The sequence below is a fragment of the Ancylobacter sp. TS-1 genome (genome assembly GCF_009223885.1).
GTDB lineage: Bacteria > Pseudomonadota > Alphaproteobacteria > Rhizobiales > Xanthobacteraceae > Ancylobacter.
In genome coordinates this window covers 3,389,674-3,410,756 of record NZ_CP045144.1, presented here as the reverse complement: position 1 = coordinate 3,410,756, position 21,083 = coordinate 3,389,674, and the positions used below count along the sequence as shown (strand labels likewise).

Here is a 21,083-nt window from a genome sequence, read left to right as displayed (position 1 = left end):
AATGACGGACGCTGTGCCGCTGCTGGATGTGCGCGGGCTCAACAAAAGATTCTACGGGGCGCTTGCGCTCAACAATGCCTCGTTCTCCCTGGCGCGCGGCGAGATCCACGCGCTCGTCGGCGAGAACGGCGCGGGCAAGTCGACCTTCATCAAGATCCTGGCCGGCGTCTATGCCGCCGACGAGGGTGAGATCGTCCTCGACGGCGCACCGGTGGACCCGCGGGCGGAAAAGCTCCCGCTTGCCTTCGTGCATCAGGATCTCGCTCTGGTCGACGATCTGAGCGTCGCCGAAAACATCGCCCTCGTCGCGGGCTATCCCAGCCGGCATGGCCTGATCGACTGGCGCGGCGTGAGCCGCCAGACCACGGCGATCTACGAGACGATGCGGATTCCGCCGGTCGATCCGCGCCGGCTGGTCGCCACGTTGTCCACGCCGGAAAAGGCGATCCTGAACATTGTCCGGACGCTGGCCCACACGCCGAAGGTGCTTGTGCTCGACGAGCCGACGGCCGCGCTGCCCGAGCAGGACGCCCATCGGCTGTTCGACGCGATGCGGCGCATGCGCGACCAGGGCGCCAGCATCATCTACGTCTCGCATCGCCTGCACGAGTTGTTCGGCCTTGCCGACCGCGTCACCGTGTTTCGCGACGGCACGCGGGTTCACACCGCGCGCATGGACGAGACCACCGGCGGCGAGATCGTCGAGCACATGCTGGGGCGGGCGGTCGACCTGACGCACCGCACCCACGCGCCCATTGCCGAGGCGCCGCCGGTGCTGAGGGTCGAGAAGCTCGTCGTCGGCCGCCGTGGCCCGCTCGATTTCACGCTGCGACCGGGCGAAGTCGTCGGTCTCGTCGGCCTGCGCGGTGGCGGTCAGGAGGCGGTGGGGCGCGCCATCTTCGGCGCGATGCGGGCGGATTCGGGCACGATCACGCTCGGCGACGTGCCGTTGAAGCCGGATGACCGTATCGCCGAACGCATCGCGGCCGGCATCGTCCTGCTTGCCGGCGACCGGACCAGCGAAAGCACGTTCCCGGGCATGACCCTCATCGAGAACCTGTTTCCCAATCCGGATATACGCGGGCGCTCGCCTTTCAGCCTCACCAGCCCGGCCGGCGAACAGCGCGAGGCGCGGGCGCGGCTCGAACACTTCGATGTCCGGCCGCGCAATGAGCGCGCACTGATCGACTGGCTGAGCGGCGGCAACCAGCAGAAGGTTTGCCTCGCCCGCTGGCTCGAGGCCGACGCACGCGTGGTCATCCTCGAAGAGCCGACCGCCGGCGTGGACATCGGCGCCAAGATCGCCATCCACGCCATGCTTCGCCAAGCCGCCGCGAGCGGACGCGCCATTCTCGTCATCTCCTCCGATCTGGAGGAAGTCGCCACGCTGTGCGACCGCGCGCTCGTCATCGATCGCGGCCGTGCGGCGGGCGAGCTCACCGGCGCGCAGCTGACGGTCGACGGCCTGATCGCCCTTTCCACTCTTGGCGTCGCCGGCGCCCCTACCCCCGCCTCCGGAGGATAACCTCGTGGCCCAGGCAACCCACTCGCGCCCGCTCAAGGTGCTTTCCGAATTCGTGTCGAATTACGGCCTGCTCATAGTCTTCGTGCTGGTGATCGTGGTCTTCTCGGCACTGAGGCCGAACACGTTTCTGTCCTCGGGCAATATCGGCAATCTGCTGACCAGCCAGTCGATCACCGCGCTTCTCGCCTTCGCGGTCATGCTGCCGCTGGCGACCGGGCGGTTCGACATGTCGGTCGGGTACCACATCGGCCTTGCCCATGTGCTGATGATCGGCCTGCAGGTGAATGCCAGCCTTCCCTGGCCCGTTGCGGCAGGTATCGTGCTGGCGACGGGCGTCGTCATCGGCCTCGTCAACGGCATTCTGGTCGCGCGCTTCAAGATCGACGCCTTCATCGCCACGATGGGCGTCGGGTCGCTGCTCTACGGCGTCTCCAACTGGTACACGGACGGGCAGCAAATCCCCGGCTTCAGCCTGCCGGACAGCTTCACCGGCCTGACCGGCTCCTTCCACGGCATCCCGATCACAGCCCTCTACGTCACCGCGGTCGCCGTGCTGCTGTGGGTTCTTCTGGAACGCATGCCGGTCGGGCGCAGCCTTTACGTCATCGGCTCGAATGCCCGTGCCGCCGAACTTTCCGGGCTTTCCGTCCCCAATTACGTGATGGGCGCCTTTGTCGGCTCCGGGTTTCTCTGCGCGCTGGCGGGCGTTCTTCTTGCCTCGATCCTCCGCGCGGCGACGCCGTCGGTCGGGCCGGAATATCTGCTGCCGGCCTTCGCCAGCGTGCTGCTCGGGGCCACCTCGATCAGGCCCGGCCGGGTGAACGTGGTGGGCACCGTGCTGGCCGTGCTGGTGCTCGCCTTCTCGTTCTCCGGCGTCCAGCAACTCGGGGCCGCCTTCTACGTCGAATACTTCTTCAATGGCGGCATCCTGATCCTCGCGGTCAGCCTCTCCGTCTACGCCGCCATTCGTCGGCGCAAGGCCGCCGTCGCCGCGGCGTCCTAAGCCGCCCCCTGTTTCAGCGGGCGCGTGCCGCCCCAATTCGGAGTTCACCATGTCTCGTGTCGCCATTATCGGCTGCGGCGTCGTCGGATCGTCGTGGACGCTTGTCTTCGCGCGTGCCGGCCATGACGTCGTCGTTCACGATCCCTCGCCGGAATCGGCCGAAGCCGCCGTCGCCTTCGTGGCCACCTCTCTGACCGGAACGCCGGATGCAGAAGCCGTCCTCGCGCGTATCCGCATCGCCCCCACGCTCGAGGAGGCGGTCGCCGGGGTCGACTACGTGCAGGAGAGCGCGCCCGAGCGGCTGCCGATCAAACAGGCTCTCTATGCCCGTCTCGACAGCCTTGTGGCGCCCTCGGTGGTGATCGGCAGTTCGACTTCCGGCCTGCCCGCCTCCTCGTTCACCGAGACGCTGGCGACACGCGGGCGCTGCCTGGTCGTTCATCCCGTCAACCCACCGCATCTCATCCCGCTCGTCGAGCTGGTGCCGGCCCCGTGGACGCTGCCGGAAGCCATGGAGTTCGCCGACGCCCTGATGAAGGCGGCCGGACAGGAGCCCATTCGGCTCAGCCGGGAAATCAACGGCTTCGTGGTCAACCGGTTGCAGAGTGCCCTGCTTGGCGAAGCGTTTCGCCTTGTCGAGGACGGCATCGTGTCCGCCGGCGACGTCGACAAGGCGGTGGCCGATGGTCTGGGTCTGCGCTGGTTCTTCATGGGGCCGTTCGAGACGATCGATCTCAACGCCGCCACCGGTGTCGCCGAATACTGCAAAAACCTTGGCCCGATGTATTACGGCCTCGCCAAGGAGCAGGCCGATCCCCGCGAATGGTCCCCCCCGCTGGTGAGCGCCATCGAAGCCGACCGCCGCGCCGCCATCCCGGCCGGGGATCTGCCCGCGCGCCGCCTGTGGCGCGACCGCTGGCTCGCGGCGCTGGTTGGCGCCAAGGCCCGTCTTCGCGAAGAATTCGGCAGGTAGCCGTAGGTTGTATATGGCAGGCGGGTCGCAGCCCCATCTTTCGGATATTTACCGAAGACGTGCACACTCGATCCGCCGTGACCTTTAGCCAATGGAACCGAAACGCATGAGCCGAACGCCCATTCACGCCATCAAGCGGTATCGCCTCTTCGACCATATCGCGGAACATCTGGCGCAGATGATCTATTCCGGCGAGCTGAAGGTTGGCGATGCGCTGCCGTCCGAGCGGGAGTTGATGGAGCGATTCCAGGTTGGCCGACCGGCCGTGCGCGAGGCTCTGTTGTGGCTCAACAAGAAGGGATTGATCTCGGTCAGCGGCGGCGAGCGCGCCCGCGTGACCGAGCCCAACCCCAAGGACATTCTGGACCAGCTCTCCGGTGCGGCGCGCTTCCTGCTGTCGCAGCCGCAGGGGGTCCAGCTGTTTCAGCAGACGCGCATTCTGGTCGAGGTGGCCCTTGCCCGCGAGGCGGCGCGCATCGCCAGCGACACTCAGATCGCCGAGCTGCGAGACCTGCTTGAGGCCAATCTCAGCAGTACCGACATCCCCGGCTTCGTGCAGACCGACGACTCCTTCCATTTCGCGATCGCGCGGGTGCTGAGCAACCCGGTCATCAACGCCTTGTACGACGGCGTGCTGGAATTGCTGCAGGACCAGCGCCACACCTCGCTGCAGGATCCGCGCGCCCTCGCCGCCGCTCGTGCCTGCCATGAGGCGATCTTCGCGGCCATCGTCGCCCATGATCCCGATGGTGCCGAAGCGGCCATGCGACGGCATCTGCAGGACGTCGAGACGTTCTACTGGGCGGTTCGCGGAGAGAAGACCTGACCGCTGGAAGTGCCTGACCATTCAAGATCAAGCGTCCATGGAGACGCGTCTGGGGAGAGCGTCCGATGTCCTATTTCGAGGTGGTGGACCGCCGGTTCACCCGCTTCATCATTCCGGTCTGCCAGCTCGAGAAGCTGTACACCGGCACATTGTGGGCAGAGGGTCCGGTCTATTTCGGCGATGGCCGTTTCCTGCTGTTCAGCGACATTCCCAATGACCGCATCCTGAAATGGGATGAGCAGACCGGCACGGTCGCGCTCTTTCGTTTTCCGGCGAACCACGCCAACGGCAACACGCGCGACCGCCAGGGCCGGCTCGTCACCTGCGAGCACGGGGCCCGGCGCGTGACGCGCACCGAATGGGACGGCTCGATCACGGTTCTCGCCGAATATTACGAGGGCAAGCGGCTCAATTCGCCCAATGACGTCGTGGTGAAGTCGGACGGCACCGTGTGGTTCACCGATCCGCCCTATGGCATCCTCACCGACTACGAGGGCAACAAGGCCGAGAGCGAAATCGGCCGCTGCAACGTCTACCGGCTCGATCCGCGCGACGGCAGCCTTGCCCTGGTGGCCGACGACTTCGACAAGCCGAACGGTCTCGCCTTCTCGCCTGATGAGCGGCAACTATGCGTCGCCGACTCCGGCCGGTCGCACGGGGCCGACCGGCCTCACCACATACGTCGCTTCGACGTGTCGGAAGACAACAGGCTCTCCGGCGGCGAGGTCTTCACCGAGATCGATCCCGGCGTTCCCGACGGCATTCGCTTCGACAATGAGGGCAACCTCTGGGTGGCGGCCGGCGATGGCGTGCACTGCTATGGCCCGGCGGGCGAATTGCTCGGCAAGATCCTCATTCCCGAAGCCGTCGCCAACATCACTTTCGGCGGACCGAAGCGGAACCGGCTGTTCATCGCGGCCACCTCCTCGCTCTACGCCGTCCATGTGAACGCCCGCGGCGCTCAGACCCCCTAAGGATCTTCCATCATGCTGCTTGGATGTGTAGCCGACGACCTGACCGGCGCGACCGATCTGGCGCTCATGCTCACCCGCGAGGGCCTGCGCACGGTGCAGATCAACGGCCTGCCGGACGACGACCTCGATGTCGGCGACGTCGACGCGGTGGTGGTGGCGCTGAAATCCCGCACCAACCCGCCCGCCGAGGCGGTCGCCCAGTCGCTGGCTGCCGCCACCTCGCTGCGCGCGCTCGGCGCCCGCCGGCTGATGTTCAAATACTGCTCGACCTTCGATTCCACGGACCGCGGCAATATCGGTCCGGTGGCAGAGGCGCTGCTGGATTTCACCGGCAGCGCGTTCACCGTCTTCTGCCCCGCCTTCCCGCGGGCGGGCCGGTCGATCTACAACGGCTATCTCTTCGTCAACGGCCTGCCGATCGACGAGAGCCCCATGAAGGATCATCCGCTCACCCCGATGCGGGACGCCAATCTGTGCCGGGTCCTTCAGCGCCAGACCGCGCTGAAGGTTGGGCTGGTCGGCTATTCCGACGTCGATGCCGGCGCCGAAGCTGTGACGACCGCCTTTGCGCGAGAGACGGCGGCCGGGCGGCGCGCCCTGATCCTCGACGCCATCAGCGACCAGCATCTGCGCCATCTCGGAGAGGCCATCGCCGACCTGCCGCTGATCACCGGCGGCTCCGGGATCGCCCTCGGCCTGCCGGACGCCTATCTCGCGCGCGGCCTCGTTCCCCGCCTGACGCCGCCGCCCGTCACCATCACGGCTCCGCCCGGCCGGTCGGTCATTCTGGCCGGTTCCTGCTCGACCGCGACGCGCGGGCAAGTGGCGCGCGCGATCGCCGCCGGCATCCCGTCCCTGCAGCTCGATCCGATGGCTCTCGCCGACGGTTCGGTTACGGCGGACACCTTGCTGGACTGGCTCGCGGCAACCCCGTCCGAGGGTCCGGCGCTGGTCTATTCGAGCGCCGAGCCGGACGCGGTGCGCGCCGTGCAGGAGCGACTCGGCACCGAGGCGGCGGGCCACATCGTGGAGCGTCTGCTCGCGGAGGTGGCCGCTTCATTGCCGGCACGCGGCTATAGCCGCTTCATTGTCGCCGGCGGCGAGACGGCCGGCGCGGTCGTCGGCGCGCTGGGCATCAAGGTGCTGCGCATCGGCCCCGAGATCGACCCCGGCGTGCCGTGGACCGTCAGCCTCTCCGGTCCGCCGGTCGCGCTGGCGCTGAAGTCCGGTAATTTCGGCGCCGAGGATTTCTTCCTCAAGGCGTGGGACATGCTGCGGTGAGAGGAATGCGCCCGTGAACACGGAAAACCACCTGCGCGAACGCATTTGCCAGTGCGGCGCGTCCATGTTCCGTCGCGGCCTAACCTTCGGCTCCACCGGCAATATTTCCTGCCGCCTCGACGATGGCGGCTGGCTGATGACGCCGACCAACGCCTCGCTCGGCGAACTCGACCCGGCGCGGCTTTCCCGGCTCGATGCGGCGGGGCGCCATATCGGCGGCGACCCGCCGACCAAGGAAGCCTTCCTCCACCGTGTGATGTACGCCGCGCGCACCGGAACCCGCGCCGTGGTGCACCTGCATTCCACCCATTCGGTCGCGGTGTCCTGCCTGTGCGGGCTGGACCCCGCCAACTGCCTGCCGCCGCTGACCGCCTATTACGTCATGCGGGTAGGCCGCCTGCCGCTGGTGCCCTATCACCCGCCGGGCGACGAAAGCCTTGCCTATGCCTGCGAGGCACTTGCCGGCACGCATCACGCCCTTCTGCTCGCCAATCACGGCCCGGTGGTCGCCGGCAGCAGTCTCGAGAACGCGATGTACGCAACCGAGGAACTCGAGGAAACGGCGCGGCTTTTCCTCCTGCTGCAAAACCGCCTCACCTCTCCGCTCACCGCCGAGCAGGTTGAAGACCTGCGTGCCCGCCACGCCCTCTGGTAGCGGCTCGACCTTTTCCAGGACAACGCTCGGGCTTGCCAAGGTCGCGAAAGACTCAAGCCAGCGGCAGTCATTGTGCCCCAGGCGGACGGCAACATCGCGTCCGGTCGCGGAAAGCTGGAAACCCGCGTCGCCCCGCCGTCGAAGCGGGGACCTTCCGGAGCCCATCGCGGCTCAGTGGCAGGTTTCCGGGACGGGCCTGATCTTTGTGCCGCCTCCGGCGGACACACGGCGGGCCGTTCCTATGCCGGCAGGACGACCACCTTGGTCTTGACCGGCGTGCGGTCATAAAGGTCGATCATGTCCTGGCTCAGCAGGCCGACGCAGCCGCTGGTGATGCCCGAGCCGATCGTCTCCGGATCGCTGGTCGCATAGATCGTATAGAGCGTGTAGACACCGTTCTGGTAGAGATGCAGCGTGCGGGCGCCGAGCGGGTTGTCGAGACCGCCCGGCATGCCGCGCGCGTATTTGGCGGCCTCGGGCTGGCGCTTGATCATCTCCTTGGGCGGTGTCCAGGTCGCCCACTCGCTCTTGCGCCCGACATAGGCGTCGCCGCTCCACCGGAACCCGTCGCGCCCCACATTCGCACCATAACGGGTGGCGGTTCCGTCGCCCTCGACCCGGTAGACATAGAAGTGGCCGGGATCGACGATGATCGTGCCCGGGGCTTCCTCGGTCTCGTAGCGTACGGTCCGGCGGTAGTATTTCCGATCGACCTTGGTGACATCGACGGCCGGGATCTCGAACTTCTTATCGGGCACAGGTCCGTAGACTTTCTGCGCCTCGGCGAGGCTCATGCCGTCCTGTGCCGCGCAACCGGCCAGCGCCAGTCCGCCGAGACCGGCCATCGAGCCGACCAGAAATGTCCGCCGGTCGAGAACCCCCGCCCGACGCCCGGGCAGAGCGTCCCCGTCCATCTTGCCGAGATCGGCATTCCTGCGGTCCGCGATCATGATTCCCACGCCTTGCTGTCCGACGGGATTGCGCCCCCCGCATACGCACGCCAGCGTCTTGTCGAGCAGAGATAGCCGGTGCGCGGCCCGGCTGGCAAGCTCATCGCCGCGGATGCCCGCGTCTCGGGGGAGGTCGTGAACGTCGGCGCCTGTGAAGGGTCTCGCATGCCGTCCCGATTGCAACGGTCAGCCTGGGCACACGGGCTGGCGCCGGAAAGCCTTCACGTTGCGTTTCCATATTTTGGGTCGTGGCTCAGAACGCGACCTTGATCGTTGCATTCAGGCCGTTCTGGGTGGTGCCATCGCCGAACTGGCCGGCATAGGCGATGCCGAGGGTGGCGGCCGGCGACATTGCGAGGTCGAACCCGGCCTCGACCAGCGCGGCATCCTCGGCGATGGGCACGCCGGTGACGGTGAAGGGCGCGGAGCCGAAATAGCTCTGCGTGAGTTCCGGCGTGACGTCGCCGAAGGCGTGGCGCCAGCCGAGCGTGCCGCGCAGAGTCGCCTCCAGCGAACCGAACGCGATCTCGCGCGCCAGCCGCACGCCCAGCGTCGAAAAGGCGGTGTCGGTGTTCTCGCTCGCCACGGTGAGCGCGGCGCTGCCGCCGGTTTCGCTGAAGCCGCCGGTGTGGAGGCTCACATAGGCGAGGTTGGCGAAGGGCTCGAGGACGGCGAAGCCGGTCTCCACCGAGTAGCCAAGCTCGCCGAAGGCCTGGAAGGTGCCGGCGGTGTAGTCGGCCTTCAAGGTCTCGGCGAGGTCGGGCAGGCTCACCGTGCGGGAGCTCGACACGTCCTGCCACACATAGGCGAGGCCGGTGCGCAGGGCGAGCGCGCCCCATTGCCGGCCGGCATAGGCGCCGACCATCCAGTCGTCGGAGGAGCCGGAAGCATCGCGTCCGCCGGAATCGAAGCTGGTGTAGCCATAGCCGCCCATCACGCCGAGCCGCCAGCCGGAGGACAGGGCGGTGTCGAGCCCGATAAGGAAGCCGCCGGTGTCGGAGGTGAGGCCGGCGGCGTTGGTGCTGCCGTCGAGATCGGTCCAGGCGCCGTAGCCCTGCCCCCACAGCACCGGGCCGCTCGTGGTGGCCGGCGCGGCCTTGAGCGTCATCGCCTCGATCGCGGCCCCCGCGCTGCCGGCGGGAGCACCCGTGGGGGCGTAGCTCATCACCGGCGCGGTGGAGGCGCCGACCGCCCCCTGCGCGGCGCGCAGGCGGTCGATCATCGCCCGGCGGGTGAAGGTGCTGTTCTCCACGAACAGGCCGCGCACCGTGGCGTTGACGTCGCCCGAGAGCGCGGTGAAGGCCGCTTGCGCGCTGGCCTCGTCCGGCAGCAGCGCCACTGCCTGGAACAGAGGGTTGCCGACCGGCAGGCTGTTCAGTGCGTTCGCGGTGCGGAACTGGTTGGGCGTGCGGGCGGCGTCGGCGAAGCTGCGCGCCTGAGCGACATCGAGATAGAGCGCGCCGGCGGCGGCGTCATAGACGAGATCGGCGGTGAAAAAGGCCGAGACCGCGCCGACATCGCCTGTCACCGTTTCGAAGCGGCCGGTGAGGCCGGAGGAGCTGATCAGCGTATAGCGGGCGCCCAGCCGATAGGCGCCGTCCAGCTCGACGTCGATGGCCGCGCCGGCCTCGATGGTGGCGCTGCCGGTGGCGCTCACGCGGTCGGCGGACACGGCGTCGACCTCCACCGCGAAGGTGGATCCGGTCTCGAACACGGCGTTGCCGGCGACGGTGAGCGTGCCGATGGAGTTGCCGGGGCCGAGCGTGCCGCCCGCGCCGACCTTGAGCCCGCCGATGCTGCCGGTGCCGCCGAGGCTGGCGCCGGTGCCGACCTCGACCGTGCCGCCCAGCGTGCCGTTCACCGCCAGATGGCCGGCGGTGACGCTCGTGGTTCCGGTGAAGGCGGCGCTGTTGCCGGAAAAGGCAACCGCGCCCGCACCGGCCTTGGTGAGCCCGCCGGTGCCTGCGAAGCTGCCGGCGAAGGTGGTGTCGATGCTGCCGCCGAACGTCAGATCATTGTCGCCGAGCACAATCGAGGAGCCGGCGACGCCGGACAGGGTGCCGATGCTGCGCGCGCCGTCGGCATCGGAGATGTCGAACACGCTGGTCGCGCCGTAGAGCGTCAGCGCGCCGGTGGCGGCGAGGGCGCCGCTTCCCGAGAGCGCCAGCGTGCCGGCGGAGATCGTCGTTCCCGCCGCGAAGGTGCTGGCGCTGGTCAGGATCACCGTGCCGGCGCCGGATTTGGCGAGCGCGCCGTCCTCGCCGCCGAGCGCGCCATTAAGGGTGAAGCTGTCGGCGGCGCCCAGCGCCGCGACGTTGAGCGTGCCCTCCAGCGTGATGCCGCCGGTGGCGGCGAGGGTCAGCGAGGTGGCGCCGCCCTTCTCCATGAAGGTGGGGTCGGCACCGCCCATGGCGGTATCGGCATTGCCGCCGCGCAGCGTGGCGCCGTCCTCGAAGCTGATGCTGCCGTCCGTCGTGACGCTGTTCGCCCCACCGGCGACCAGCGTGCCGTCGGCCCCGACCGTGAAGCTGGAAGTCGCACCGTCGAGCTGCAGCGTGCCGGCGCCGACCACGGCGTCCTCATCCAGCGTGGTCGGGTTGTCGACCTCGCCGGCCGCGTAGAGGTAGAGCCGGCCTTCCGACACCGAGAAGTCGGTGGCGCCGGTGCCGGACACGGCGAAGACATTCGCGCCGCCCAGCGCCCAGGTGCCGGCCCCGGTCTTCGCCACCGTGTTGGTGAGGTTGCTGGCGCTGCCGCTCATCGGGTCGCGCATGTCGAGCAGCGCCCCTGTACCCGTGCCAACATTGAGCGCGGACGCCGTGCCCCCCTCGGTCCCGACATAGATCGCCGACGCCTGACCACCGAGCGTATTGCCGGAGAACAGGCTGCTTGAGCCATCGCTGACCATCAGGTTCAGCGTGCCGCCTTGCATCGCGATCGCGCCGCCCGCCGACCTCGCGCTGTTGCCGGTGAAATCGCTGTCGACGATGCTCACAACGACGGCGCCGGATGATCCGTCAACAAAGATCGCGCCGCCCCGATCTCCCGCGCTGTTGTCGGAGAAGCTGCTTGCGATGAACGTGGTGGACCCGCCCGCGACGTAGATCGCTCCGCCATTCAACTGGGCGTCATTGCCCATGAAGCTGCTGCGTTCGACGAGAAGGGTGCCATCCTGGCTGATGGCCCCGCCGAAGTAGCCGGAGTTCCCCCTGAAAGTGCTGTCGGACAGTGTCACGACGCCCCTATTCTGGATGGCCCCACCAGAAATAGCCGCCTGATTGTTGCTGAAGGTCGCGCCGGCGATGCTCACCGTTCCAGCTAAATTTTGGAGCACGCCTGCCCCGCTGGCGCTATTCCCGCTGAAGAGATAGCCCTGCGTCTGGCCTTCACCGGAGCCGAGATCGAGCACGCTATCGCTGTTGACCATGATGGCACTGCCGGACATGCTGCTGGTGAAACCCTGCATCGTCAGCCCGGCATCGGCGCCTTCCAGGCGGATCGCACCTGCCTTCCCTCCCGCTATCGCGATCGCGCTGTCGGTCGCAGGGTCGAGCGATACCGACCCGGTGATCTGCAGGGTCGGCATCTCGCCGCTGGCCTGTCCCTCGCTGATCGCCTGCCGGTAGCTGGCCTGCGCCGCTGCCAGCGCCGCCGCGTTCTCTGCAGTCGGCGCGCTCGCATAGGTGGAGATGGCCGACGAGAGGGAGGACGCCGCTTCGGAAAGCCCGGTCACGCCGCTCACCGGCGCGCCGATGTTGAGATGGACGCCGTCGCCCAGCGCCTCCTCACTCGCCACGCTCAGCGTGCCGGAGGATATGGTCGTGCCGCCCTTGTATGTATTGACGCCCGACAGCGTCAGAACCTGCGGCCCGACGTCGACGATGACACGGCCCTGGCCGGTGATGGTGTTCGACACATCGGCGTCTATGCCGTCCAGCTTGAAGGTCAGCGAGCTGCCGAAGTTGTTCACGCCCAGATCGCCGGTGAGGCTCCAGCCCTCCTGCAGCGTCAGGCTGTTGGCGCCGCTGACGAACAGGATGGCCGCCGCGCGCGTCTCGCCGTCGCCGAACAGACCGCCGGAGATGCCGCCGCTGGTGGTGATGTCCATGTCGGCGCCGAACACGCCCACCCCGCCGGCCCCGACGGTGCCATCACCAAACCTGCCCTCGCCGCCTTTTCCCCCGCCCGCGCCAGTGATGGTGCCGCTGTTGTTGAGCGTCAGGCCGGACAGGCCGTATACGCCGGCACCGCCAGCCGCGCCGTCGGAGCCGTAGATGCCGTCGGCGCCATCTCCGCCCTTGCCGCCAATGATCGTGACTTGATTGTCGAGGACCGACGCCGAATCGAAATAGACGCCGATGCCACCGTCGCCGCCGTCGCCGCCCCTGCCCCACTCGCCACCCAAGCCGGCTTGCCCGCCTTTGCCACCCTTGCCGCCGGAAACGACACCGCTTCCGGACAAGGTGAGGCCTATGCTGCCTTCTCCGTAGATGCCGTATCCGCCGCCGCCGCCACCGCCGCCGGAGGCGCCGACTTGGCTGCCGGAGATGAAACCGCTGGAGGCGTTGGCGCCGTCGCCGCCATCCGTGCCGTAAATCCCGGCGACACCCGGATCGAGCGTCGCATCGGTGCTCTGGACCGAACCGGCATGACCGCCGTCGCCACCATCGCCGCCGCCGCGTCTAAAACCGCCGTCATCCGGGGCATCGGCGCCTTCTCCGCCGGCCCCTCCCACCAAGGTGCCCGCGCCGCCGCCGCCGCCGCCGTTGTAATTGGGGACACCCTCATCTGAGGATTCGGAACCATCCTCGCCATCCATCCCATAAGCGCCGCCCAAAGCTGGCGCGGCGCTGACCACGCCGCCATTGCCGCCGTAGCCGCCGAATGTCTCCGCGCCGGCGGGAGAGGCGACGAGGGTGCCGGCGAGCATGCACAGGACGAGAGGCGACACGCTTCCCAGCGCCACGGCGCGGGTGCGGACGGGGGAAGCACGGAAAAGCGCGGATCCATCCGTCGTAAGCGGACCGGCCCCGGCCACGGGACCGCCGCTGCACGCCTCGTCACGCTGCGTCTTTCGCTCCCGCCCGCTGTACGACATCACCCCCCCATGCGGCCACCCAGCCGAGAATGCTCTCGCGCCGGGACTCCAACGCCGTTACCGGCAGGTTAGGCGACAGGCTGCGGAGGTTCATGTCCTCTAAATAGGGGATGGGATCGGAGCGGCAGGCACGCGCGGCTCCGCGTCAGGCCAAGCCGCGAACCGGCAACGGCCCTAGCCGGCGCGGTTGAGCCAGATGCTCATCAGCTCGGCCCGGCTGCGCACGCCGAACTTGCGGTAGATGCGGGTGACATGCTGATGCGCGGTGGACGTCGCCATGTCGAGCCGGCTGCCAATCTCCTTCTCCGAGGATTTGGTAAGCAGCAGGTGCAGCACGCGCCGCTCGGTCGCGGTCAGGGGCGAGGTGGCCATCATGAGGCCGTGGCTCAGGATCAGCTGGCGGTGAAACCACTTTATGCCGCGCAGAACCTGTTCCAGCAGCGCGATCTCGGCATCCGTGAAGGTCCGGCCGGCATAGAAGCCGAAATGCGATTCGCAGTCGTCGTTCAGCGGAAAGGCGACGAACACGGCGTCATGGGTACCCACCGAACCATAGTGGCGCTCATAGAACGGCGTTTCGAACCACGACGCGGGAAGCTCCCGGCGGAAGGAATAGGTGCGGAACGTGCCCACGCCGCGCATGGGCAGCAGGAAGGAAGGGTCGATCTCGCGCCGTTCCCAGACCTCCAGAATGGCCTTGAAATGCTCGTCTCCCGGATGCGGGGGAACGGGGTGCAGCGCCTGGACTGCGGCAACACGCCACCCCTGGAGCGGATCGTCGGCCGCCGGATCGGGCATGCGCACAGCCCCGGCCCAGGTCGCGTTCCAGGCGCTCGTCGCCGTGCAGAGAGAGGACATCAGATGCGCCGCCGCCGCCGCGAACTGGTTGGCCTCGAAATCGGACAGCGCGTCCCACAGGCCGTACACGCCTTCGGTGTTCATGGAGGGTCTTTCGGGGAAATGTCGCAACGCCCGCATGGGCGCGACCGTTCTAATGCTTGCAGACTAACAACAGCTGAGCCGCACGCAACAATGCCGCAAGCGAGAGCGGTGGGTATCCCGGGAAGGCCCACCCGGCCGTCGAGGCTCAGGCCGCGGCCGGTGCCGGCCGGCCCGCCGGGTCCTGTGCCGCGAGGCATGGCGGCGGCACCTGCTCCTCCGGCGTCGCGCACAGTCCGCGCCGGGCGAGCCAGCGCCCCACGGCCGGCTCGGCGGTGAGCACGGCGAAGGGCGCGGCGCCGAGCAGGCCCGCCAGAACCGGCACTGCCCAGACCAGCGCGGCGGGCGCGAAGGCGTAGAGGACGCCCCCCATCAGCACGGCGAAAAGGAATTGCGGCCACAGCCCGCGCAAGGCGGTGCGCCACGACAGGCGCTCGGCGTCGCGCGCCTGCGCCTCCCATGTCACGGTCCGCCCGAAGGCGAGGCCGACCATGAAGATCGCGATGCGCAACGCGACCACCGGCCCCAGCAGCACCGAGAACGGGAACTCCAGCAGCGCGCCGGCGAGAACCCGGCCGGCGCCGCCATAACGGCGCCGTTCGTCGGGCCGCAGCAGCACGTCGAGCAGGCCGGCGAGCTTCGGCGCGAGGCTCATCAGGAAGGTGACCGCGAACAGCGTCAGCCCGAGGCCGGCGGGGAACGGCGTGTCGGCGCGCTCGACGTCGAACACCTTTAGCGTCGCCAGCACCATGAAGAGGACCCAGGCGAAGGCGCCGACATACATCAGGATCGCCCAGGCGATCTGGAACCGGCTCATCGGCTTGAGGCCGGGCATGGCGAGCAGGCGCCAGTACTGCATGTTGCCCTGGCACCAGCGCAGGTCGCGCCGCGTGAACTCGGTCAGGTGCGGCGGGTTCTCCTCGTAACTCTCGGTCTCTTCCGGCAGCACGCGGACCTCGTATCCGGCGCGGCGCATCAGCACCGCCTCGATCTGGTCGTGCGAGAGGATATGCCCGGCGAGCGGCCCCCTGCCCGGCAGCACGGGCAGCGCGCAATGCGCCCTGAAGGGCGCGATGCGGATCACCGCGTTATGCCCCCAATAGGGGCCGCAATCGCCCGCCCACCACGACGCGCCCATCGTGTAGGAGCGCATGCCGTGCCGCATGCCGAACTGGAAGATGCGCGCGAAGGCCGAACGCGACGGCATGCCCACGACGAGGCTCTGCAGGATGCCGAGCATGGGGTTCGCCTGCATGATCCGCACGAGGCGCAGGATGGTGGACGCGCCGAGAAGGCTGTCGGCGTCGAGCACCAGCATCAGCTCGTGCTCGTCACCCCAGCGATCGACGAAGTCGCGGATATTGCCGGCCTTGAAGCCGATATTGTCGCTGCGGCGGCGATAGTGCAGACGCGGCGACGGCCCGAGTTCCTCGCGCCACGCCCGGAACAGGGCCTCCTCCGCCCCGGCGACGGCGTCGAGGGTCGTATCGGAGAGAATGAACCAGGTGAAACGCTCGCCCTCGCCGCTGCGGTCAAGCTCGGCGCGCATGGTGCGCAGCCGGGCGAAGGCGCGCTCGGGATCCTCGTTCCGCAGCGCCATCACCACCGCCACGCGCGCGGTGATCGACGCGTCGTCCGACGCCTTGCCGGCAAAGGGATAGACCGACCGCCGGGGGTCGCCGGGGCCGTGCAGCAGCCACAGGCCGATCACCGCGTTCCAGAAGCCCAGAATGGTCCAGGGGGTCGAGAGGCCGAAAGCCAGAAGCAGCAACCCGTCCAGCGGCGTAAAGCCGCCATGGGCGAGCAGATAGGCGAACAGCGCAACGAACCCGGCATAGGTCGCCGCGTTCAGCCCCAGCACCAGCGCGCGGCGCCGGCGAAGCTCGCGCAGCGACTGCACGCCGGTCGGCACGCACCGTTCCGCCGCGTCCGCACCCGTGAACAGGCCGTCCGCAATCTTCTCGTCCAGGCTCATGGCATCGTCCCGCTGCGCGGCCCCAGCTATCCCTGGGCGCTGCGTGGGAATGATACGCAGCCCCGCGTCGAGAGGTTCACCACTTTGTGGACCAAAGGGCGGCCGGCGGCTGTTAAGAAGGTCGTGAAGCGGCCAGGGAACGCGATCAGCCATGCCGGAAACCTGTGACAGGCCCACGCGGCAGCTCTGGTGCGCGGCGCCGGGCCGCTATGAACTGAGGCAGGCTCCGCTCGGCGAACGGCCGGCCGATGCGTTGACCATCCGGACCATCGTGTCCGGCATCAGTCGCGGCACCGAGCGCCTCGTGCTGGAAGGCGGTGTGCCGGCCGGCGAGCACCAGCGCATGCGGGCGCCGTTCCAGAAGGGCGACTTCCCCTTCCCCGTCCAATATGGCTATCAGAGCGTCGGCGTCGTCGAGGCGGGGCCGGCGGAATGGATCGGGCACACCGTCTTCGCGCTGCACCCCCATCAGGACCACTATGACCTGCCGTTAGCGGCGGCGATGCCGGTGCCCGAGGGCATTCCCCCGGAGCGCGCGACACTGGCCGCCAATATGGAGACCGCCCTCAACGCGATGTGGGACGCCGGGGCCGGTCCGGGCGACCGCATCGTGATCGTCGGCGGCGGCGTGGTCGGCCTGCTGCTGACCGCGCTTGCATGCGCGCTGCCCGGCGCGGACGTCACTCTGGTGGATGTGAGGCCGGACCGGGCGGCGCTGGCCGAGAGCTTCGGCGCCGCCTTCGCCCTGCCGGATGCCGTCCGGGACGATGCCGACATCGTCTTTCATGCCAGCGCGAGCGCGGCGGGGCTGGCGACGGCGCTGGCGGCCGGGGGGATCGAGGCGAGGATCGTCGAGGTGAGCTGGTATGGCGACCGCGCGCCGGCGGTGCCGCTGGGCGGTGCCTTCCACAGTCGCCGCCTGCAACTGATCGCCTCGCAGGTCGGCGCCGTATCACCTTTGCGCAGGCCGCGCTGGCCGCATGCGCGCCGGCTCGCCAAGGCGCTCGACCTGCTCGGCGATCCGCGCTTCGACCGCCTGATCACCCATGTCGTCCCGTTCGCGCAGGCGGCGGACCGGCTGCCGCACCTGCTGACCCGCGAGGAGGACGCACTGGCGATCCTGCTCGATTATCGATGAGGAATGCCATGTACTGTGTCGAGGTTCGCGACCGCATCATGATCGCCCATTCGCTGCCCGACCCGTTCTTCGGGCCGGCACAGGGGCTGCACGGCGCGACCTTCGTCGTCGATGTCGCCTTCTTCCGCGAGGAGCTGACGTCGCAGAACGTGGTCGTCGACATCGGCGCCGCGCTGGAGGTTCTGGCGTCGACGCTGAAGCCGCTGGCCTATCAGAACCTCGACGCGCTGCCCGCCTTCGCCGGCAAGCTCACCACCACCGAATTTCTGGCGCGGCACATCTTCGATGCCATGGCCGACGCCGCCCGCAGCGGGGCGCTGGGCGCGGAGGGGGAAGGTCTCGCGAAGATCCGCGTCACCCTTCACGAAACCGACCTCGCGCGGGCGAGCTATGAAGGACGGCCCGGCTGAGGAGCGGCAGGTGAGCGGTTTCGCCTTCGCCATCCCGGGCGACATCGAACTGGCCACCGGCGGCTATGGCTATGACCGGCGGCTGATCGCCGAATGCCGCCGCGCCGGCCGCGCGGTGACACATGTCGCCCTGCCCGACGGCTTTCCCTTTCCCTCGCCGGAGGAGATCGCCGCCAGCGCGGCGCGGCTCGGGGCGTTGCCGGCCGGACAGGCGGTGCTGATCGACGGGCTCGCCATGGGCGCCCTGCCGGCGGCGCTGCTGAGCGGTCTGCGTCGTCCCATCGCGGCTCTCGTCCACCATCCGCTGGCGCTGGAGGCCGGCCTCGATGAGCGCCAGCGCGCGGGGCTGGCGGCCAGCGAACGCGCGGCGCTGGCGCTGGCTGCCGCCGTCATCGTCACCAGCCCTTCGACCGCCCGGCTGCTGGAACGGGACTATGGCGTCGCGCGCGACCGGCTCGTCGTCGCGGTTCCCGGCACCGATCCGCGCCCGCCCGCCCGGGGCACCGGCGCCCCGCCGCGGCTGCTCGCGGTCGGCGCGGTGATACCGCGCAAGGCGCATGGGGTGCTGGTCGAGGCTCTGGCCGCACTGTCCGCGCTGGACTGGTCCTGCCGCATCGTCGGCGCGAGCGACCGCGACGGCGAGGAGACGCGCCGGCTGCGGCAGCACATCGCCGCGCACGGGCTCGGCGACCGCATCATGCTGACCGGGGCGATCTCCGAGCCGGCTCTGGCGCGCGAATTCGATGCCGCCGACCTGTTCGTCTCGGCGTCGCTTTTCGAGGGCTACGGCATGGCCCTGACCGAAGCCATCGCCCACGGGCTCCCGGTGGTGGCGAGCCGGGCCGGCGCCATTCCCGACACGCTGCCGCCGGCCGCCTGCGTGCTGGTTCCGCCGAACGACCCCGCCGCGCTTGCCGGGGCCCTCGGCACGCTATTGCGCGAGCCGGCGCGGCGGCGGGAACTGGCGCGGAATGCGCGCGAGCACGCGGCATCGCTCCCGGGCTGGCCGGAAACCGCCGCCACCGTCATGAACGCCCTGCGGGAGATCGCCCGATGAGCGGCTTCGACGCCGACTGGCTGGCGCTGCGCGAGCCGGTCGACCATGCCTCCCGGAACGCGGGACTCGCGGCGCGGGTTCGCGAGCATTTCGCCGGGCTCCCCTCGCTCGCCGTGGTCGATCTCGGCTGCGGCACCGGCTCCAATCTGCGCGCGCTGGCGCCGTCGCTGCCCGCGCGCCAGCACTGGCATCTGATCGACGGCGACGGCGCCCTGCTGGACGCGGCGCGGCATCAGCTCGCCGACTGGGCCGACCGCGCGCAGGCGACCGCCGGCGGCCTCGAACTGCACAAGGACGAACTGCGGATCGATGTTCGCTTCGAAGGCGCCGATCTCACGCGCCGCGACCTCGACTTCGGAGGCGAGGGCGCCGGGCTGGTGACGGCGGCGGCGCTGTTCGATCTCGTCTCGCGGGACTGGCTGGAGCGTCTCGTCGCCGCGCTGGCGCCGCGGCGCGTGCCGCTCTATTCGGTGCTGAACTATGACGGCATCGCCCGCTGGCAGCCGGCCGACGCACTTGACGCGCGGGTGGTCGCCGCCTTCAACCGGCACCAGCGCGGCGACAAGGGCTTCGGGCCGGCGCTGGGACCGGAGGCCGGCGAGGCGCTGGCGGGCATCCTGACGCGCCATGGCTACTCCACCTTTTCCGGTGACAGCCCGTGGGAGCTGACTCAGCGGGATTCCGGGCTGATCGCCCGCCTCACCGAGGGTTTCGCCCGCGCCGCCGGCGAGATCGAGCCGGATGCGCGTGAGGTCTTCGCGGACTGGGCCGAAAGCCGGGCCGGAGCACGGACGACGATCGGTCATCGCGATACCTTCGCCGTCGCCTGACCGCCTTGTGCGCCGAACGCGTCAGCCCGGCGGCCACATGCGCGCGAGCACGCCGTCGCGCTTGATGAAGCGATGGCGCAGCGCCGCCGCGATATGCGCCAGCGCCAGCACGCCGAGCGTCAACGCGAGCAGCCCGTGCACGCTGAAGAGGCGGTTCGCCAGCGCCTCGTCGGGCGGCAGGATCGCCGGAAGACTGAACAGCCCGAAGACGTCGAGCGCGGGATAGGCGGAGACGCCGGCCCAGCCGAGCAGCGGCACGGCGAGCAGCAGCGCGTAGAGCGCGCCATGCACCACGCGCGAGGCGAGGCGCTCGAACGGCGTGAGCGTCGCCACCGGCGCCGGCGCGCCGCGCCGAAGCCTCACCAGCACGCGCAGGACCACCAGCCACAGCAGGAGAAAGCCCGTCAGCTTGTGCAGGCTGTAGAGCGACCCGGTGGTCGCGTCGAAGTTCGTCGCCTCGCCACGGGCGACCATATTCAGGCCAAGCGGGATCATGCAGGCGACGAGGACCGCGACGATCCAGTGCAGCCGCCGCGCCGCAAGGCTGTAGCGGGCCGATGTTCCGGCCGTCGGAGCGCCTTCATCCGCCAGCGGCATCGGTGCCTCCCTCGGGCGCGCTGCGAAGGTCGCAATCATAGAGGATGTTGCCGTCGTCGAGGAGATAGGACTGCGCCGCCGGGCGTAGCGCGTCGTCGAGATCGTCGATGGGCCGGAGGTCGAGGCCCGGCCGTCCCGATCCGAGAATGATGGGCGAGAGGCAGATATGAAGGCGGTCGACCCGCCCGGCATCGATGAAGCGCGAGATCGTCGCAGCCCCACCCTCGATCAGGATGATCCGGTGCCCGCGCGCCGCCAGCGCGGCAACGAGGCGGTCCGGCTCGAAGATGTCGGGATCGTGGTCGGGGCCGATCCGCTCCACGTCGTCCGGCCACCCCTCCGCATTCTCCGAGAACACGATGCGGCGGCAGCCATCCGCCTGCAGCCATCGGGACCCGCGCGAGGACCGGCCGGTGCGGTCGATGACGGCGCGGGCCGGGCTGCGGCCCGGAACCCGCCGCGTGGTCAGCTGGGGGTCGTCGGCCAGGACAGTGCCGACCCCGACCACCACCACATCCGCGATCGCGCGCAGGCGGTGCAGGTGATCCATGCCGGAACAGCCGTTGATGTCCCGGGACTTCCCGGTGGGCGTGGCGATACGCCCGTCGAGCGACTGGCCGAGCTGGGCGATGACGAACGGCGCTCCGCGATGTCGCTGGATCGGCTCGTAGAGGGCGACAAGCGGATCGAGCGGGGTTTCGCGACGATTCAAGACAAGCTCCCGTGCGTGGCCGTGCGGCAGTTGGGCGAATGCGGCGCGTCGATCCGACGGGTCCGTGCGGGTGCGACCTATGTAATACGTACGAACCGCCCGTATGGTGCAATGGATGCCGTCTCAAATGGCGAGTAGCT

General features: G+C 69.1%; 17 protein-coding genes. 11 read left to right on the top strand and 6 right to left on the bottom strand.

Annotation, left to right across the window (positions count from 1 at the left end; all coding sequences use genetic code 11):
• Position 1: 1 nt before the first annotated feature.
• The 7 genes from GBB76_RS15945 to otnC all read left to right on the top strand — a co-directional run bounded on the left by GBB76_RS15945 (position 2) and on the right by otnC (position 7,237).
• Complete coding sequence (locus GBB76_RS15945; protein ID WP_162375623.1) at positions 2-1,525, top strand: sugar ABC transporter ATP-binding protein; 1,524 nt, start codon at positions 2-4, stop codon at positions 1,523-1,525.
• A 4-nt stretch (positions 1,526-1,529) separates the two neighbouring features.
• On the top strand, positions 1,530-2,528 hold the full coding sequence (locus tag GBB76_RS15940) for an ABC transporter permease (RefSeq protein WP_162375620.1): 999 nt from the start codon (positions 1,530-1,532) through the stop codon (positions 2,526-2,528).
• 49 nt (positions 2,529-2,577) lie between these two features.
• On the top strand, positions 2,578-3,501 hold the full coding sequence (locus GBB76_RS15935) for a 3-hydroxyacyl-CoA dehydrogenase (protein ID WP_152304216.1): 924 nt from the start codon (positions 2,578-2,580) through the stop codon (positions 3,499-3,501).
• A gap of 106 nt (positions 3,502-3,607) precedes the next feature.
• Entirely contained in the window at positions 3,608-4,327 is a 720-nt protein-coding gene (locus GBB76_RS15930) for an FCD domain-containing protein (protein ID WP_152304215.1), read from the top strand.
• 65 nt (positions 4,328-4,392) lie between these two features.
• A complete protein-coding gene (locus tag GBB76_RS15925; protein ID WP_152304214.1) occupies positions 4,393-5,301 on the top strand; it encodes an SMP-30/gluconolactonase/LRE family protein in 909 nt (302 codons plus the stop codon).
• A 12-nt stretch (positions 5,302-5,313) separates the two neighbouring features.
• Positions 5,314-6,582 (top strand): 3-oxo-tetronate kinase, encoded by a 1,269-nt coding sequence (gene otnK, locus GBB76_RS15920; protein WP_152304213.1) that lies wholly within the window; start codon positions 5,314-5,316, stop codon positions 6,580-6,582.
• A gap of 13 nt (positions 6,583-6,595) precedes the next feature.
• Complete coding sequence (gene otnC, locus GBB76_RS15915) at positions 6,596-7,237, top strand: 3-oxo-tetronate 4-phosphate decarboxylase (RefSeq protein ID WP_152304212.1); 642 nt, start codon at positions 6,596-6,598, stop codon at positions 7,235-7,237.
• Between the two features lie 239 nt (positions 7,238-7,476).
• Here the strand turns inward: otnC and GBB76_RS15910 are convergent, their stop codons facing one another.
• The 4 genes from GBB76_RS15910 to mdoH all read right to left on the bottom strand — a co-directional run bounded on the left by GBB76_RS15910 (position 7,477) and on the right by mdoH (position 16,199).
• On the bottom strand, positions 7,477-8,187 hold the full coding sequence (locus GBB76_RS15910; RefSeq protein ID WP_152304211.1) for a L,D-transpeptidase: 711 nt from the start codon (positions 8,185-8,187) through the stop codon (positions 7,477-7,479).
• Between the two features lie 253 nt (positions 8,188-8,440).
• The gene (locus tag GBB76_RS15905; RefSeq protein WP_152304210.1) at positions 8,441-13,138 is read right to left on the bottom strand and encodes an autotransporter domain-containing protein; all 4,698 of its coding nucleotides are present in this window, start codon (positions 13,136-13,138) and stop codon (positions 8,441-8,443) included.
• Between the two features lie 321 nt (positions 13,139-13,459).
• The gene (locus GBB76_RS15900; RefSeq protein WP_162375618.1) at positions 13,460-14,227 is read right to left on the bottom strand and encodes a helix-turn-helix transcriptional regulator; all 768 of its coding nucleotides are present in this window, start codon (positions 14,225-14,227) and stop codon (positions 13,460-13,462) included.
• 145 nt (positions 14,228-14,372) lie between these two features.
• Complete coding sequence (gene mdoH, locus GBB76_RS15895) at positions 14,373-16,199, bottom strand: glucans biosynthesis glucosyltransferase MdoH (RefSeq protein ID WP_152304208.1); 1,827 nt, start codon at positions 16,197-16,199, stop codon at positions 14,373-14,375.
• A gap of 151 nt (positions 16,200-16,350) precedes the next feature.
• Here mdoH and GBB76_RS15890 point away from each other — a divergent pair, with 151 nt between their 5' ends.
• Genes GBB76_RS15890 through GBB76_RS15875 form a run of 4 tightly spaced genes read left to right on the top strand, consistent with a single transcriptional unit; the run spans position 16,351 to position 19,634 of the window.
• Positions 16,351-17,337, top strand: coding sequence for a zinc-binding alcohol dehydrogenase (locus GBB76_RS15890; protein ID WP_152304207.1), 987 nt, complete (start codon positions 16,351-16,353; stop codon positions 17,335-17,337).
• Between the two features lie 8 nt (positions 17,338-17,345).
• Entirely contained in the window at positions 17,346-17,747 is a 402-nt protein-coding gene (locus GBB76_RS15885) for a 6-carboxytetrahydropterin synthase (protein WP_152304206.1), read from the top strand.
• Positions 17,748-17,757: 10 nt separating this feature from the next.
• Positions 17,758-18,804, top strand: a complete 1,047-nt coding sequence (locus GBB76_RS15880; RefSeq protein WP_152304205.1) for a glycosyltransferase family 4 protein — start codon at positions 17,758-17,760, stop codon at positions 18,802-18,804.
• Positions 18,801-19,634 (top strand): trans-aconitate 2-methyltransferase, encoded by an 834-nt coding sequence (locus tag GBB76_RS15875; protein WP_152304204.1) that lies wholly within the window; start codon positions 18,801-18,803, stop codon positions 19,632-19,634. Before GBB76_RS15880 ends, GBB76_RS15875 begins: the two co-directional genes overlap by 4 nt.
• 21 nt (positions 19,635-19,655) lie before the next feature.
• Here the strand turns inward: GBB76_RS15875 and GBB76_RS15870 are convergent, their stop codons facing one another.
• Both GBB76_RS15870 and GBB76_RS15865 read right to left on the bottom strand, forming a co-directional pair.
• Positions 19,656-20,231, bottom strand: a complete 576-nt coding sequence (locus GBB76_RS15870; RefSeq protein WP_152304203.1) for a cytochrome b — start codon at positions 20,229-20,231, stop codon at positions 19,656-19,658.
• Positions 20,215-20,943, bottom strand: a complete 729-nt coding sequence (locus tag GBB76_RS15865) for a RibD family protein (RefSeq protein ID WP_152304202.1) — start codon at positions 20,941-20,943, stop codon at positions 20,215-20,217. The genes GBB76_RS15870 and GBB76_RS15865 overlap by 17 nt, the downstream gene beginning before the upstream one ends.
• Between the last annotated feature and the right edge of the window lie 140 nt (positions 20,944-21,083).